Source organism: Rhodococcus sp. IC4_135 (genome assembly GCF_011602025.1).
Taxonomy (GTDB): Bacteria; Actinomycetota; Actinomycetes; order Mycobacteriales; family Mycobacteriaceae; genus Rhodococcus_F; species Rhodococcus_F baikonurensis.
On sequence record NZ_JAAOLG010000003.1, the window covers coordinates 387,165 to 403,127 of the forward strand.

At 63.4% G+C, this 15,963-nt stretch carries 15 protein-coding genes; 9 read left to right on the forward strand and 6 right to left on the reverse strand.

The genetic code is table 11. The features are described from left to right. Positions 1-23: 23 nt before the first annotated feature. Complete coding sequence (locus G8767_RS09910) at positions 24-1,082, forward strand: 2-oxoglutarate and iron-dependent oxygenase domain-containing protein (protein WP_240952073.1); 1,059 nt, start codon at positions 24-26, stop codon at positions 1,080-1,082. Between the two features lie 7 nt (positions 1,083-1,089). Here the strand turns inward: G8767_RS09910 and G8767_RS09915 are convergent, their stop codons facing one another. Together G8767_RS09915 and G8767_RS09920 are read right to left on the reverse strand one after the other, a co-directional pair. Further along, positions 1,090-3,207: an FAD-dependent oxidoreductase gene (locus G8767_RS09915; RefSeq protein WP_166810030.1), complete on the reverse strand. Its 2,118-nt coding sequence runs from the start codon at positions 3,205-3,207 to the stop codon at positions 1,090-1,092. A gap of 59 nt (positions 3,208-3,266) precedes the next feature. Further along, on the reverse strand, positions 3,267-4,652 hold the full coding sequence (locus G8767_RS09920; RefSeq protein ID WP_166810031.1) for a PLP-dependent aminotransferase family protein: 1,386 nt from the start codon (positions 4,650-4,652) through the stop codon (positions 3,267-3,269). Positions 4,653-4,749: 97 nt separating this feature from the next. Here G8767_RS09920 and G8767_RS09925 point away from each other — a divergent pair, with 97 nt between their 5' ends. Continuing rightward, positions 4,750-5,457: a pyridoxamine 5'-phosphate oxidase family protein gene (locus G8767_RS09925; protein WP_166810032.1), complete on the forward strand. Its 708-nt coding sequence runs from the start codon at positions 4,750-4,752 to the stop codon at positions 5,455-5,457. A gap of 65 nt (positions 5,458-5,522) precedes the next feature. Here G8767_RS09925 and G8767_RS09930 read toward each other — a convergent pair whose 3' ends face one another. The 4 genes from G8767_RS09930 to G8767_RS09945 all read right to left on the reverse strand — a co-directional run bounded on the left by G8767_RS09930 (position 5,523) and on the right by G8767_RS09945 (position 8,971). After that, positions 5,523-6,761 carry an HNH endonuclease signature motif containing protein gene (locus G8767_RS09930; RefSeq protein WP_166810033.1) on the reverse strand — a complete coding sequence of 413 codons (1,239 nt, stop codon included), beginning with the start codon at positions 6,759-6,761 and terminating at the stop codon, positions 5,523-5,525. Between the two features lie 60 nt (positions 6,762-6,821). Beyond that, complete coding sequence (locus G8767_RS09935) at positions 6,822-7,637, reverse strand: slipin family protein (RefSeq protein WP_166810034.1); 816 nt, start codon at positions 7,635-7,637, stop codon at positions 6,822-6,824. After that, positions 7,634-8,104: an NfeD family protein gene (locus G8767_RS09940; protein WP_166810094.1), complete on the reverse strand. Its 471-nt coding sequence runs from the start codon at positions 8,102-8,104 to the stop codon at positions 7,634-7,636. The genes G8767_RS09935 and G8767_RS09940 overlap by 4 nt, the downstream gene beginning before the upstream one ends. A gap of 117 nt (positions 8,105-8,221) precedes the next feature. Beyond that, positions 8,222-8,971, reverse strand: a complete 750-nt coding sequence (locus G8767_RS09945; protein ID WP_166810035.1) for an IclR family transcriptional regulator — start codon at positions 8,969-8,971, stop codon at positions 8,222-8,224. Between the two features lie 247 nt (positions 8,972-9,218). On the opposite strand from G8767_RS09945, the gene G8767_RS09950 reads away from it, so the two are divergent. From G8767_RS09950 to G8767_RS09980, 7 genes are read left to right on the forward strand one after another with little or no spacing between them, the layout of a single operon-like run. Beyond that, positions 9,219-10,271 (forward strand): NrtA/SsuA/CpmA family ABC transporter substrate-binding protein, encoded by a 1,053-nt coding sequence (locus G8767_RS09950; protein WP_166810036.1) that lies wholly within the window; start codon positions 9,219-9,221, stop codon positions 10,269-10,271. Between the two features lie 4 nt (positions 10,272-10,275). Continuing rightward, positions 10,276-11,133, forward strand: a complete 858-nt coding sequence (locus G8767_RS09955) for an ABC transporter permease (protein ID WP_095971660.1) — start codon at positions 10,276-10,278, stop codon at positions 11,131-11,133. Beyond that, positions 11,130-11,972 (forward strand): ABC transporter ATP-binding protein, encoded by an 843-nt coding sequence (locus G8767_RS09960; protein ID WP_095971774.1) that lies wholly within the window; start codon positions 11,130-11,132, stop codon positions 11,970-11,972. The genes G8767_RS09955 and G8767_RS09960 overlap by 4 nt, the downstream gene beginning before the upstream one ends. Then, on the forward strand, positions 11,956-12,999 hold the full coding sequence (locus G8767_RS09965) for an ABC transporter substrate-binding protein (RefSeq protein WP_166810037.1): 1,044 nt from the start codon (positions 11,956-11,958) through the stop codon (positions 12,997-12,999). Before G8767_RS09960 ends, G8767_RS09965 begins: the two co-directional genes overlap by 17 nt. Next, complete coding sequence (locus G8767_RS09970; protein ID WP_166810038.1) at positions 12,996-14,105, forward strand: LLM class flavin-dependent oxidoreductase; 1,110 nt, start codon at positions 12,996-12,998, stop codon at positions 14,103-14,105. The genes G8767_RS09965 and G8767_RS09970 overlap by 4 nt, the downstream gene beginning before the upstream one ends. Next, on the forward strand, positions 14,102-15,256 hold the full coding sequence (locus tag G8767_RS09975) for an LLM class flavin-dependent oxidoreductase (protein ID WP_003946051.1): 1,155 nt from the start codon (positions 14,102-14,104) through the stop codon (positions 15,254-15,256). Before G8767_RS09970 ends, G8767_RS09975 begins: the two co-directional genes overlap by 4 nt. Next, entirely contained in the window at positions 15,253-15,960 is a 708-nt protein-coding gene (locus G8767_RS09980) for a class II aldolase/adducin family protein (RefSeq protein WP_166810039.1), read from the forward strand. Before G8767_RS09975 ends, G8767_RS09980 begins: the two co-directional genes overlap by 4 nt. Positions 15,961-15,963: the final 3 nt, after the last annotated feature.

A 15,963-nucleotide genomic window follows, 5' to 3' on the forward strand; every position in this document is an offset into this window, starting at 1 on the left:
GTCCGGGTGCCGATCAGCGTGGAATGATGGACATCAGAACCATCACACGGATCGAGGACCCCATGTCGATTACGTCGCTGCCAGTGCTCGATCTGTCGCTGGCGCAGAACCCCGACACCGCCGAGCAGTTCCGCACTCAGCTCCGCGAGGCCACCCACGAGGTCGGATTTTTCTATCTGGTGGGCCACGGTATTCCCGACGACCTGCAGCGACGCCTCCTCGCCGTCGCACGCGAGTTCTTCGCGCTTCCGACTGCCGAGAAGCTCGCGATCGAGAACGTCCGCAGCCCGCATTTCCGTGGGTACACCAGGCTCGGCGGCGAACTGACCGAAGGCAAGCAGGACTGGCGCGAGCAGATCGACATCGGCGCCGAACAGCCCGCGGCCGAGCGCACCGACACCTCACCGGCCTGGGAGATCCTGCAGGGCCCCAACCAGTGGCCCGATGCCCTTCCCGAACTCCGCGACGTCATCACCGAGTGGAACGACACGCTCACCTCGATCGCATTGAGCCTCCTGCGCGAATGGGCGGTAGCCCTGGGGCAGGATGCGAACATCTTCGACGACGCGTTCGCTCACGATCCGTCGATCCTCATCAAGGTCGTGCGTTACCCGGGCCGCCCGAAAGGTGCCGGCTCCCAGGGCGTCGGCGGGCACAAGGACGCGGGTGTGCTGACTCTGCTCTATGTCGAACCGGGCAAGGGCGGTCTGCAGGTCGAGCACGACGGCGACTGGATCGATGCACCGCCGATCGACGGGGCGCTGGTGGTCAACATCGGCGAACTGCTCGAGGTCGCTACCGGCGGTTACTTGAAAGCGACTGTGCACCGGGTAGTTTCACCCGAGGGCGACGGCGAACGTATCTCGGTGCCGTTCTTCTTCAACCCGAACTACGCAGCGCAGATCCCGGAGTTCGACCTGCCGCCCGAGCTGGCGGCGCGAGCCACCGGCGTCACCGTGGACGCGAACAACCCGATCCACGATTCCTACGGGGCGAACGCCCTCAAGAGTCGACTACGCGCGCACCCCGATGTCGCGGCCCGATGGTGGCCGGACATCGTTGCGGCACAAAGCGCTACCTGAAGCTGAATTACAGGTCCATCGCAACTTTCCACGCCGTGTGCATCGCGCCCTCGATGTAGTCGACGTTCACCGCGTCACCGACCACGTGCACGTCCGAGACGACGCCGATCAGTGCGTCGGCTAGAGGTGCTTGCGCAGACACTCCCGACGCGACGACAACCATGTCGGCCGGAGCTGTCAGTGTTTTGTCTCCGGAACGGAATTCGACGTGCTCCTTGGTGATTCGCTGCACCGTTGAATTGCGGTGAATGTTCACACCGACATGCTTGGCGTGGCGCACAGCCGTCCAGCGGCGCGGCATCGCCATCGGAATGCCCAACTGCTGGCCTTCTTCGATCAGCGTCACAGTGCGACCGCGCTCGGCCAGGAACTCCGCAAGCTCGAGTCCGACAAGCGAACCACCGATCACGACGACGTTCTTGCCCATGGGCAGAAACTTGCGGGTCACCGCCCGGATCGCGGCGGGACTCTTGGTGATACCGGACAGCTTGCCCAACTTGGCCATCGTACGAAGAAACGGCGGCACTTGGGAGACGTCGCCGACTCCGGTCATCAAGGCGCGCAACGAGTCACCGGTATGTACGTGCGGGAGATCGCCGCCCGGAACGCTCGGCCGCTCGCGGACTGCACCGGTAGCCACTACTACGGCGTCAGGGTTCAGTGCCCGGATCGACGCAACCGAGGCTTCGGTCTTCAGTCGAACATCGACACCGAGACGCTCGATTTCCACTTTCAACCAGTTGAGCAGACGCCCGTTGTCCGGGGTAGTGAGGCTCGAGAACCACAGGGTGCCGCCGAGGCGATCGGACTTGTCCAACACCGTGACTCGGTGCCCACGTTCAGCTGCCACACGAGCCGTCTCGAGACCGCCGGGGCCCGCTCCGACCACAACAACATGTTTCGGAGTGCTCGTCCGAACGAAGGGGAGAAGCGCTTCGTTTCCCAGAGCAGGGTTCACCGCGCACAGCGGGGTCTCGTCCCAGAAGTTCTCCTGCACACAGACGTAGCAATTGATGCATGGCCGAACCCGCTCGGGTGCACCGTCTTTGAGTTTGTTCACCAGCTGTGGGTCGGCCAGGAGCTGACGGCCCATTGCGGCGAAGTCCGTGCGACCTTCCGCGATCATCTTCTCGCCGACTTCGGGGAGCATGCGTCCGACCGTGATCACGGGGATCGATATCGCCTGCTTGATTCGCGTTGCATTGTCGGTGTAGTAGCCGACCTTGTCGGGCAGAGGTCCGTCGGTGAAGTTGGCAAAAGCATTCAGTGCGGTACCGGTGACGTGGATGGCGTCAGCGCCGGCCTCTTCGAACATCGTGGCGGCCGCAGCGGCCTCGTCGACGGTCAGCCCGTCGGTTTCGCCATACTCTTGACCGGCCAGACGCACGATGACGGCAAGCGAACCGCCAACCTCCGCCTTGACTGCGCGAATGACCTCACAAGCCAGGCGAGCACGATTCTCCATGGAACCGCCGTACTCGTCGCTGCGCTGATTGGTGTACCGACTCAGGAACGCTCCGAGGACGTAGTTGTGGGCGCAGTGAATCTCGACGGCGTCACCGCCTGCCGCCTTCACCCGTCCGGCAGCCTCGGCGAACATGCGGACCAGCCAATCGAGATCTTCCTGGTCGGCCTCGTGGTAGGTCGCCTTCTTGCCCTCGTTGATGGCAGCCATCTTGCCCAGTTCTTCGGGTGTGCAATCGGCCATCGCACTCATGTCACCCGGCGGCTTCGGCATGGACGGCACCAGCTGCGGTCGGCCGTCGAGAGTGTCGATGCGCGCCACCTTGCCGTGGTGTGTCATCTGTACACAGAGCTTGCTGCCTGCGTCGTGCACCGCGTCGGCCAACGCTTTCAGTCCGGGGATGAACCGGTCTTCCGAGAGCCCCGGTTCCTTGCGGCTGGTGCAGCCCAGCGGATACGCAACAGCGCAGCAACCGGTGATGATCAGACCCGTTCCACCGGCCGCGCGCGCCACGAAGTGGTCGATGTCGCCCTTTTCGATTTCCCCGTCTTCACACAGATTCATGTCCATGGCAGGGAGAACGACGCGATTGGGCACGGTCATCGGGCCGATGGTGCCTGGTGCGAGCAGGTGCGGAAAGGTCTGGCTTCGGATCGTCACGAGTGGACGCTAGAACTGGACGACGCCCATCCGTTGCCGCACTCCCGATCAACGAGACTTCACGCGCTGTGACGTGCGAGGCACTCGGCTACCACCTCGAGCGCATATTCGAGGTCTGCGGAATCCACTCGCCCGTAGCCGATGACCAATCCGCCGGGGTCTCCGTGCGTTCGGGTGGACTCGACCAGGGTGGGCACTTCGACGCCGTGCTGGAGTGCCTCGCGAGCGACGGTGGCTGCCAGATCCGCGTCGAGCATGAGCGTCGTGTGCATGCCGGCGCCGAGACCCCGCAGTTCACCGAACGGTGACAGCGCTTCCTCGACCGCCCGATCGCGCTCGCGGTACCGGCGCCGCGCGGTACGTACCGCCCGATCCCATTCGCCGTCACGGAGCAGGGACAGGAGTGCTTGCTGTAGCGGAACCGACGGGAAGTCGCCGATTCGCTTGCGGTGTACTGCTATGCGGTCGACCAGGTCGAGAGGAGCCACCAACCAGCCCAATCGAATTCCGGCGCCGAGCGTCTTGGCAACCGTTCCGAGATACACCACCCGGTCAGGAGCCAGCTGGGCAAGCGCAGGCAAAGGCGCTACGTCGTAACGGAATTCGGAGTCGTAATCGTCCTCGAACAGGACGACGTCGCGGGCGCGTGCGAACTCGATCAACTGGTTGCGCCGACCTACTGGAAGCAGCCCACCCGTCGGATACTGATGGGACGGTGTCACGTACACGCCGCGAACATTCTCCGGCGCCGATCCGAGTTGGTCTACACGGAGACCGTGCGCATCGACCGGTACGTCCAGCAGAGACCATCCACACGCTGTTGCCGCCGAGGACGCATACCGGTACCCGGGGTCCTCCATCGCCAGGACTGCGCCACTGGTACGCAGCGCCGACAAGGCCAGTCCGAGGCCGTGGGTCGCACCCGAGGTGATCAGGATTCTCTCGGGTTCAACCGACATTCCGCGAGCCCTTGCCAGCAATTCCGATAGTGCCGAACGCAATTCGCAGTCGCCCGCAGGATCGGGATCCTCGAATGGTGGCGGTTTGGCCCCGACGTCACGCCACGCCCGCCGCCACGCTGCCGATGCACGCGGCGGCGTCCACGGCACGCCCGGCCGGAGCTGCACCCTGGGTGACATCTTGTCGGCGGCCTTCTTCGGTGTAGTCGTGGGAGTGACCGCGGGAGAGGGCGCCTCGGCAACGAAGGTGCCCGAGCCGTGCACAGCGACAAGCCAGCCCTCGGCGATCAACTGCTCATACGCCCGTTCCACGACGCCCCGCGCCACCGCGAGTTCCGCCGCCAGCTTCCGCGAGCTGGGTAACCGCAGACCCACCGCAGCCTGGCCACTGCGAATGTCGGCTCTGAGGTGGTCGGCGACCTGGACCGGAAGCGCCCGCCGATCCGTCCGGTCGAGGACTACAGCTACCGCCGAAGGAAGAAACATTCAGAACCCTCTCGGAAGTGACCAATCGAAGTGGCCTATCGAAGTCTCCCTTGATTGGACCATGACTTGAAGCCACTTTGCCAGCAGCATTGTCTGCATGACAGATTCCGTTGTCTTTGCTGCCCCTGCTCCTGCCCCCACCGCACCTGTTCCGCTGTCCCCGACAGCACGCACGACGCACAAGCGCGCCCGCCACCACGGCGTCGCAGAACGCGCGGCACTCGTCGACGTCTTGCAGTCCGCGAAGCTGTGCCACATGGGCGTGACCGTCGGCGGAGTTCCCATGGTGTTTCCCACCGCGTACGGGTTCGACCTCGACGGCCCTGACCGTGACGGGTCCATCTACGTCCATGGTTCGGTGGCCTCGCGGAGCTTGGCTCCCGACAGCGAAATCTGCATCACCATCACGATCCTCGACGGGCTCGTGCTGGCTCGGTCGGGGTTCCATCACTCGATGAACTACCGCAGTGGCGTCATTGTCGGATCACCTCGAGTCGTGACCGACAACGACGAGCGGGTGAAGGCTTTGAATCTGATCGTCGACCAGGTGGCCCCCGGACGTTCCCAACACTTGCGGGATCACACGCGCAAGGAAATGGCGGCAACCGTCGTTCTTGCACTGCCGTTGTACGAGGCTTCCGTCAAGGCCCGCACCGGCGGGCCCGGTGACGATGCCGCTGACATCGGCGTCGAAACTATTTGGGCCGGAGTAGTTCCCGTGTCGAGCCAGTTCAGTCAACCGATTCCGTCTGACGATCTCGACTCCGGTATCGAAATACCGGAACATATCTCGACGATGCTCTGACCGCACGCACCGCACGCACCGGGGCATGGTGATTCCCCGGTGCGTGCGTATTCAGTTGTCGCGGGTCACGCTGCTGTCGGTGGGCTGTTCCCGCCGACCGGCTGCTGATACGGGTCGATCGACATCGGCGGATAGAACACCGACTTCCGATCGGGGCCGATTTCCACTCTCCACTCGGTGTGGTGCAACGTCCGGTGATGGTGTCCGCACAACAAGATCAGATTATCGAGATCTGTTGGGCCACCATCATTCCAGTGAACGATATGGTGAGCATCGCACCACCCCGATGGTGTTCCACACCCCGGAAACGCGCACCCACCATCACGCACCGCCAACGCCCGCCGCTGCGGCACCGTCGCTGTTCTCGCTTCCTTACCGCAGTCGAGCGGAACACCATTCTCATCCAACAAGATCCGGGTGACGGTGCAGTCGCAGGCGAGCATCCGGGCGGTGTCGATACTGATCGGGCCCACCCAATCCGTCCACGCGAACCCGAGTTCCTCCGTCGACGGCAACAGATCCTTCAAGGCTTTCAGGTCGGTCATGTCTTTGGCGCTGGCGGTGACCGTGATGTGCGGTTTCACCCCACCTTCGATCGGACCCAATCCCGCCCGCTCGTACCGGCGCAGTAGTTCGCAGAACCCGTCGGCCCGGCGTAATGCCGGCGTGCGGGTGTCTTTGACGCCGTCTTTCTCCGGCGTCGGAGCGGACAGGCTAGACAACAACGTGATCAGACGGGCCCCGTTGATCGCATCCAAATCACCTTTTACCGTGACCCGCCCGTACAGGCCTTTCGAGGCGTAGAACTCGTTACGTTCGGAATCCTCGCCGACCGGAACTCCGTCCTCACGGTTTCCGTACTGCTTCTCGATCCGCCGAATCGCCACCCGCACCGCATCACAATCCGCAATGTTCTTCGACGCCAATCCCAACAAGATCCCGCGGGCCTTGTCCACATCGGCCGGGGTCATGTTCTTCGGTGGGTGCTGACAAAACGACGCCACCTGCCGGGCTTTCAACGCATCGACATCACCCCGGTGAAACGCATCCGCCACCACGGGTTCGAGCATCAACAACCGCGCCAACCCGACCAGCAGGCTGCACTCACCGATCTCCAGATTCGTCGAACCGTGCAGCCACTGCGCGATCGCCCGAAAACCCTTCCCGCCGAGAACCTCCCGGGAAAACATTTCCACGATCAGCAACACCATCCGCGACTGCAACTCGTGCCGGGCGCGCACCAGATCCAGAACCTCACACTTGAGGCCCTCGCCATCCAGTTGCCACGCTTCCCGACTGTCCATGCAGCAATCATATTCGAACACAATTTCGAATACAAGAGGGGGATTGATTGAAACTATTTGCTAATCAACGACTTTCGCATTCCAGACAGATCGGGCATGCTCTTGGGTGGCTGTGGAAACCTCCGCCTGGCCGCCCATGAAGGGCCGGACAAGATCCAGCGGCAAGGGGAAGACAACGGTGGAGTTGTTCTCACTACCGATCTCGTGAAGCGTCTGCAGATAACGCAATTGCAGAGTGGTCGGATTGCGACTGATCACCTCGGCCGCCTCGGCGAGCTTGGCCGAAGCCTGAAATTCGGCGTCGGCGTTGATGATCTTGGCTCGCCGTTCACGTTCGGCCTCAGCCTGCCGGGCGATGGCGCGCTGCATGTTGGCTGGGATCTCGACGTCCTTGATCTCCACGGTGGTGACTTTGACTCCCCACGGCTCGGTCTGCTGGTCAATGACCTTCTGCAAGTCCTCGTTGAGGCGTTCACGTTCGGATAGCAGCGAGTCCAACTCGGCCTTACCGAGAATGGAGCGCAGTGTGGTCTGGGCGATCTGCGAGGTGGCGGCCAGAAAGTCCTCGACCTCGACTATCGAACGGTCGGCGTCGACGACCCGAAAGTACGTGACGGCGGTAACCTTCACCGGAACGTTGTCGCGGGTGATCACTTCTTGGACCGGTATTTTCAGCGTGACGGTTCGCAGACTGACCCGCTCCATGCGATCGATCGCCGGCACCAGAATGACCAGGCCAGGACCCTTCAAGGTGATCAGTCGACCGAGGCGGAACACCACCGCGCGCTCGTACTCACGCAGGACTCTCACCGACATACCCACAAGGACTGCAATCAGCACGACAAACACGGACAAGACGACAAGCGCGGTGGTCATAGCGGCAGCTCCCACGGTTCACGACGGCGCACTTTCAGAGTCAGGCCTCGAACCTGCTCTACGACGACGGATTCACCGACGACGGGAACAGAATCGTCGTACCCGAATTCCATTCGTGCACGCCATAATCCGCCGTCAAGCTCGACCTGACCCTGCGCACCACCCCAACTGCGAACGGTCGCGTCGGAGCCGACAAGAGATTCCTTCCCGGTACGCACGGGTGCTCGGCGCGCGGTGAGCGCTTTTCGGCTCGCAACCGCCACCACGCCCAGGCCGACCACCGCGACCCCCGCCGTCACCGGGATCGCGATCGATTGGCCGATACCGTCGGACGTGAAGAGCATCCAGACGCCCGCACCGATCATGAGTGCTCCGAGCGCACCGAGCACCCCCGCGGTTGGGGCATGCGCCTCGACCACGATCAACAGGACGCCCAGCAGCAGGGCAACGACACCGATCGTCGTCATCACTCGTCTCCACGCTCGCGAGGACGCGGTCACGTCGCGTAGCCATTGTGCGATCGCGCCCTCGACTTCAACGGTAATCACGTTCGGCCGGATCTGCCACAAACGCTTCACGCCAGCTCAGAGAAGCACTTCACCGATCTGTCGCGCAGTCACCTTGGCAAGATCGGCGAGGAACGGAATCCGTTCGTCGATCATCAGCTCGACCGGACCACGAAGTCCGAGAGCGTAACGCACAGAGCCTGATCCATCGATGATCGGAATTCCGATCGTTCGGAAATCCGGGGTCAACTCCTCGTCGTTGAATCCGTATCCTCGCTCGCGGGTCAACTCCAGTTCCCGGCGGATACCGGCAACATCGGTGATCGCGCGCTGGGTGGTCGCTTCACGTGGCAGCGCAGCGAGCTCGGAATCGTCGACATCGGACCAAGCCAGAAAGGCTTTCCCCAGGGCGCTCGCGTGCAAGGGAAGTCGAACACCCTGCAGCACATGTCCGTCGGCCTCGCGCCACCGACTGAACCCGAGCAACACCACCTCACTTCCGCTTCGGACTGCCAGGGAGGCGGATGCTCCTGTCGTCGCGGCCAATTGCTCCAAATAGGGCTCGGACAGATAGATCCGATGCTGCCGGTAGGAGACCTGTCCGTAAGCCGCCAGCGCCGCGCCGATGCGATACCGACTGGTTGCGTCGTCCTTCTCGAGGAACCCCGCGTCGACGAGCGACTGCAGCAATCGATGCGTGGTGCTGACCGCAAGCTCTTGTCGCCGCGCAACTTCCGAGACTCCCAGTTCTTCGCCACTGCGAAAACATGTGAGCATGGTCAGGGCACGGGTTACCGTCTGAACTCCCGCGCCGCGTGCGTCCGTCACGAACGATCCTTTCGCTGTGGCCTGATCGACCTGAGAATCGGACGCTAACACGGACCCAGCAGTCCGGCCATTCTTTCCATCAGATGGAAAGGAACTACGCCAGGACCTACAAAAGCCCAGATGAACAGACTTCCGATGTTGTCAAGATTTCCAATCTCCAGAAAACAAACGGGGGTAAAACGGACACGCACCCAATAGCGTCATCGTCGTCAGTTCTGACGAATCAACGCCTGAAGGAGCCACATACATGTCCCGCTTCCGCCGACTGCCACGAGCTGCCGCTGCGCTCGCCATGATCCCGCTGGCCGGGTTGGCGGTGGCGTGTGGGTCTTCCGATTCCGACAGCGCCGCAGGCAGTTCCAGCGCCGACTTCACGCTCAAGGTCTTCGATCCCGGAAACTCCGGTGCCATCGCCGTCGGCAAGCGCGACGGAACCTACGACGAGGCGCTGGCACCGCTGGGCGCAAAGATCGAATGGGTCAAGACCACGCCGGGATTCAGCTCCAACCTCAAACTGTTCAACAGCGGTGAGCTCGACATCCAAACCGGCGCATACAGTCCCGTCGTCGGCGCACTGTCCAAGGACGTGGGTGTCCGCATCTTCGCCACATCGGACCCGTACAACAAGGACCAGGCCGGCATCATCGCCACTCCGGAATCCGGCATCAAGACCGTCGCCGATCTGGCCGGCAAGCGCATCGCCGTCAATCCTGCAGGTAAGGGCGAGTACATCACGCTGAAGGCCCTGACACAGGCCGGAGTGCCGATCGATTCCGTCGAACGCGTTCCGCTGCAACAGGCAGACGCCGCGTCGGCGTTCTCCACCGGACAGGTCGACGCGTGGGCATCGTTCCTGATTCCGTACCAGGAGGCCAAGGCCAAGGGTGCGGTCGAGATCGCAACCGAGGCGAGCATCGACTCCGTGGACAGCACCATCATCGCCGGCCGCACCGCGATTCTCGAAGAGCATCCCGAGGTGGTCCAGAAGTTCCTCGAGGTCACCCAGGAACTCACCGCGAAGCAGCAGGCCGACCCGGCAGCATTCGAGAACGTCTTCGAACAGACCGGTCCGCGCGCTCTCTCCGGACAGCGACTCGACGACGCGATCACCCTGGGCGGCCAGATCACCAACTTCCGCTACCCGACTGCAGCCGACGCTACAGACCTCGAATCCATCTCCACGCTGTTTGCCGAGAACAAGGTGATCCAGCAGCCGCTCAAGGGCAGTGACGTGATCTTCGACCTGCAGGGCGCTGTGGCAGGTTCAGCAGCGGCAGCGCCCACCACCGAGGGGAAGTGACCCGATGGTGACGCTGACCCGCCCCGCTCGAACGGCGCCGCAGTCAGTGGAGCATCCACAACTCGAAACGCCGCGCTACCGGCGCAATCGCACCCGACCGAAGTGGATTTCGATCCCCCTCCGCTTCCTGGTTCCGGCTCTGTTGGTCGCCGGATGGTGGATCGGGTCGGCTACCGGACTGATTCGAGAGGAGATCCTGGCCGGACCTCCCGCCGTGTGGACGGCCTTCGCCGAGCTGTACCAGTCGGGCCAGTTGGTCGACTTCGGTCTCGCGTCGCTTCAACGTGCTGCACTCGGTGTTTCGGTCGGCGTGATCGTCGGATTGGTGCTCGGGGTTCTCTCCGGCCTCTCCTCGCTCGGCGAAGAACTGATCGACGGGGCCATGCAGATCAACCGCGCGGTTCCGTTCCTCGCGCTCGTTCCGCTGTTCATCGCCTGGTTCGGTATCGACGAAACCTTCAAGGTGGTGCTGATCGCGGTCGCTACCGTCGCCCCCATGTACGCGTACACCTACCTGGGAGTGCGCGGGGTCGATCGCAAGATGGTCGAAGCGGCACAAGGTTTCGGCCTGACGGGTTGGCGACTGGTGTTCGGAGCAATTCTTCCGACCGCCCTCCCCGGCGTTCTCATGGGGCTTCGGATCTGCCTCTCGCTGAGCATCACCGGATTGATCGCAGCCGAGCAGGTCGGCACCCGCGAGGGCATCGGATATCTGGTGACCCTGGCGCAGGAATACAACCGCACCGACTACATGGTTCTGTGCATCGTCATGTATGCGGCGCTGGGCCTGATTTTCGACGCCGTGGTCAGGTTGATCGAGCGGTACTCCATGCCGTGGCGGAGATTGTCGGTGGCACGATGACGAACACAGCCATCGGCTCGCTGCCATCCACCGAAGCACCTCTGCCGCCGTTGGCGACCCGTGAGCGGACCGGCACCACTGCGGCCGAGCGACGGGCCGGTTCACCAGTAGCGGTCTCACTGACCGGGGTGCGTAAGTCGTTCGGCGACAAGACCGTTCTGGGTGGCATCGACCTCGAGATCACTCGCGGCGAGTTCGTCGTCCTCCTCGGCCCCAGCGGAACGGGCAAGACGACACTGCTGCGCGTGCTCTCCGGACTGGAAGCACCGGACAGCGGTGAGGTGCTGGTCCCGCGCGACCGCACAGTCGTCTATCAAGAACCACGATTGATACCGTCGAAGCGAGTTCTCGCCAATGTCACAGTCGGACAGAAGCGCTCACGGCAGGTGACCGACAACGCACGCAACGCACTCTCCGAGGTCAACCTCGCGGACAAGCACCGTGCCTGGCCGGCCACGCTCTCCGGTGGTGAGGCCCAACGCGTCGCATTGGCTCGCGCCCTCGTTCGCGAACCTGAACTGCTGCTACTCGACGAACCCTTCGCCGCACTCGACGCCCTCACGCGACTCCAAATGCAGGATTTGGTAGGCGATCTGGTCGCCCGCCACCGTCCCGCGGTATTACTGGTCACGCACGACGTCGACGAAGCCGTACGACTTGCCGACCGGGTACTCATTCTCGACAAGGGCGGGTTTGCCGTGGACGTCGACATCGATCTGCCACGCCCCCGCGACCGGAACGATCCCGAATCATTGCGCTACCGAGCGAGCTTCCTGAAGGAACTCGGCGTCGGACGCACCTTCCCCGACGGACAGGACAGTCATGACATTGATCGCTGATTCCGCAATCGACACACTCTGGTACACCCGCTGCCCTGTTCCCACCGCCAGCGGCCTCGCGAACAGCCTCGGATGGCTCGACCGGACGGCAACCGAATCCGGAGTGCGTTTCGGCGTACTACAAGATGCCGGACCGGAATTGGCAGTGCGCCATTTCGACCACCATCTCTCCGGACTCATTCGCGAAGGTGGCAATGTCCCGGCACTGGCCGCGCGTGCCAGTGGTTCTCCGACGAGGCTCATCGGGCTCACCTGGATCGACGAGGCCCAGGCGATCCTGGTGCGTGGAGACTCCGACATCCGAGAAGCAGGCCTGCTGGCCGGCGCCCGGATCGGAATCCCGGCGTGGGCGGCCGATCAAGCCAGGAGCTTCCCCCGCGCCATGGCCTTGCACGGGTTCGCCTCCGCGCTTCGACTGGGCGAGTTGAGTTTTGCCGACGTCACCCTCGTCGAGGTTGCAACGACGGCAGCACCTGAGGTCCGCACCGCCTCCTCGACCCGCAACACGACGTGGGGTGTCGAATCCTTGCTGCGCGGTGACGTCGACGCCATCTACGTCAAGGGCGCCCGCGCCCAGGAAGTTGCCCGCGAACACGGCCTCGCCGTAGCTGTCGACCTCGATTCCACTGCATCCCTTCGTGATCGCGTCAACAACGGCACTCCGCGTCCGATCACGGTTCATGCCGATCTCCTCGAACAACGCCCGGACGTCGTCGTGGGCTTCCTCGCCGAGAGTCTGCGGGCGGCAGACTGGGCGGCGGCCAACATAGACGAGGTTCGAGCCGTTCTGCAGACCGAAACGCAGTCGGGGCCCGAGGGCGTCGTGGCAGCGTACGGCGAGAATTTCCACACTGGACTGCATTTGAGCCTGTCGGACGAGCGTGTCGATCTGCTCGGCGTGCAGAAGCAGTTCCTCTATGCGCACGGCTTCCTCGCCGCCGACTTCGACCTGCAGTCCTGGGTGGCGCACGAACCCCTCGAACAGGCCCGCGCACTGGTCGCTGCTCAGAAAGACACACTCAAATGACCGAGGTCTACTGGGAGCTATCCTCGCGCGGCGACGGGCGCCGGGCAGTGGCCGCACTGAACAGTCGAGGCGGATTCGGCGCACAACGCCCCACCACAATCGCGACCGATGTTCGCCCCGGAAACTTCGGGCCTTTCGACGAACTGGCGCAGATCGTTCTCGCCGCCGAACTGTCTGGCGTCGACGGCGTTGTCGCACCGTACGATCCGAATGGGGAAGAATCCTGGATCGTTGCCGCCGCCGCACTACGTCAGACGCGTCATTCGCGAGTGGTCGTGGAATTTCATCCCACTTTCGGCACTCCTGTCTACGCCGCCAAAATGTCCGCGACACTTCAGCGTCTGTCGGCAGGTCGTCTCGAGTGGCGAGTGAGGGTCGATACTGACGCCGAAGATGCCACCGCTCGCGGAGACGTAGTTCGAGGAGCCGACCGCTACGCGCGCGCCGCGGAGTTCCTGACCGTTGCCCGTGGCGTATGGAACGAGGAACAAATTCTGCCAGGCGGATTCGGTGGCACGGGTTACGACTTCGACGGCGAATACTACGACGTGCTCGGCGGCGGATTCCGAGGCATCTTGTCGGGACTCCCTTTTCCCCGAGTACATCTGACCGGCGATTCTCCGGAAGCTCTGGAACTGTCCGCCCACCACGGCGACGTCCATCAGTTCACGCTCGCCGGTGACGAGCTCTCGACGAGGATCACGGCCCTCGACGACCGAGCGTCCGAACTCGGCAGGACTGTCGAGAAGCTCCTGCGCATCCCGATCATCGCGAGGGAGACAGCCGACGAAGCCTGGGCTCGCGTCGAACGGCAACTGAGAGAATCCGATTCCACTGCGTTCGAGATCGATCGGGGCGGCATCCTCTGGTCCGGATTCGACCGCATCGGTTACGAGCACAGCATCGGTCTTGTCGGAAGCTACGAGGAAGTGGCACAGCGACTCTCGTCGTATCGAGATCTCGGCGTGGACGGTTTCGTCCTGTCGGGTCGGCCACACATCGAAGAGCTGCACCGGGCGGGCGAACATCTCCTGCACCTGGTCGATCCCGAGGGTCGGATCCGCAAGGAAGAGAAGGCCACCACAGAAGAGAAGGCCACCGCATGAGCATAGATTTCTACTGGCGGATCGGAATGGAGGGCGACCACGCGTCGCTTCGTACACCGCGTCGCTACAACCGCGGTGACGCCGGTGGATACGGGCCGGGCAACATCGCTCCCGCGATCCGGGGCGGCGAGTTGGACGGATACAGCTACATCGACCACATGGCCGCGGTGGCAAAGGCTTCCGAATCCGCCGGCTTCCTCGGTGGGCTGCTGCCGTCCTTCCCGATGACCGAGGATCCGTGGGCGACCGCCGCAGCGTTGGCCGCCGAGACCACCACGTACCGTTTCATGGTTGCGTTCCAACCGGGGTTCCTTCACCCGGTCCAGGCCGCGCGGATGTCGGCCAGTCTGCAGCGCGCAACCGGTGGACGTCTGGTCTACAACATCATCAGCGGCGGAGGTGGAGCGCCTCAGCTGTGGTGGGGCGACAAGGTCGACCACGACGATCGCTACACCAGGACATCCGAGTTCCTCGATGTCCTCAAAGGTGTGTGGGACGGTGAACCTTTCGACTTCGACGGTCGCTTCTTCCAGACCCACGGCGCCGCACTGCCACCCGGACTGGCCGGCCAACCGTTTCCCGAGGTGTACTTCTCCGGATCTTCGGCCGCAGCCGTCGCCGCCGCCGGACTGCACTCCGATTACTACCTTTCCTGGCTGGAGCCGTACGCCGATCTCAGAGCCAAGATCGACGGCGTGCGGGAGAACTCGGCCAAACTGGGACGCACGCCGAAATTCGCCGTACGCATCGACGTCGTAGCCCGGCACACCGAAGAAGCTGCGTGGGCCGAGATCGAGAAGGGGTGGGCCTTCGTCGACAAGGGCGCCGCCGACCGAGCAGCGCAGGGCGATTCGGTAGGAGCCGCCCGCATCAAAGGCTGGGTACCCGAACACATCACCGGTTACCGGGATCTGGAGGTGCAGCCTAACGTGTGGTGCGGTTTCAGCCTGATCCGCGGAGGCCCGGCGTTCGGACTGGTCGGCAGCTACGAGCAGGTCGCCGAAAGACTCGACGAGCTCCGCGAGCTGGGCGTCGACGCCTTCATCCTCGCCGGCAACCCGCATCTCGAAGAGGCATACCGCGTCGGCGAAGAAGTTCTTCCCCTCCTGCAGCGCACCCCGATCACACCTTCTGGACTGGAGACTCGATGACCACCACCGAAACTCGACTCGACGCCGATACTGCAGCATTCGTCGAGGAAGCGCGCAAAGTAGCAGACAAGGCATTCGACGTCTTCCGTAAGACCGGAACGGTTGCAGCCAACGGGACCGTCAACTTCGTCGAACGCGTGCCCGGTACCGAAATCGCAGTCGCCCTGAACGATCCGGGACCGTGGGCGGACGATCCGTCGGTGGTACCGGTGGTCGCCACCTTCGACGGAGAAGTGCTGTCCGGCAACGGATCGGCCGGTTTCGTCACCGGCTACGCGTCCGTCTTCCGTCAGCATCCGGAAATCACCAGCGTTGTCCACATCCACACTCCGTGGCTCGGCGGTTGGGCACAGACTCATCGGACGCTCCCCATCCGCTATGCGGCTTCGCAGAGGCTGACGCTCTCCCGAGAGATTCCGCCGCACATCGATCGGTCCCGTTCTGCCGGCGATTTCATTCTCGAGCGTCTCGAACACGATCCCGATCTGGTGGCGATCTTCGAAGCCAACGGCGGGGTCAACGTCATCGGCCGCAGCGGATTGTTCGACCTCGCGAAGTTCGTCGTCCTCCTCGAGGAAGGCGCACAGTTCCAGGCGATCGCCGAATCCCTCGGCGGTTCGGTCGAATTCGATCCGTCCAACCTCGCCGTCCAGTGGGGCCGTAGCGGGCTCGCCGACGAGGCGCGCCGACGCGGCCTCATCTAGTCA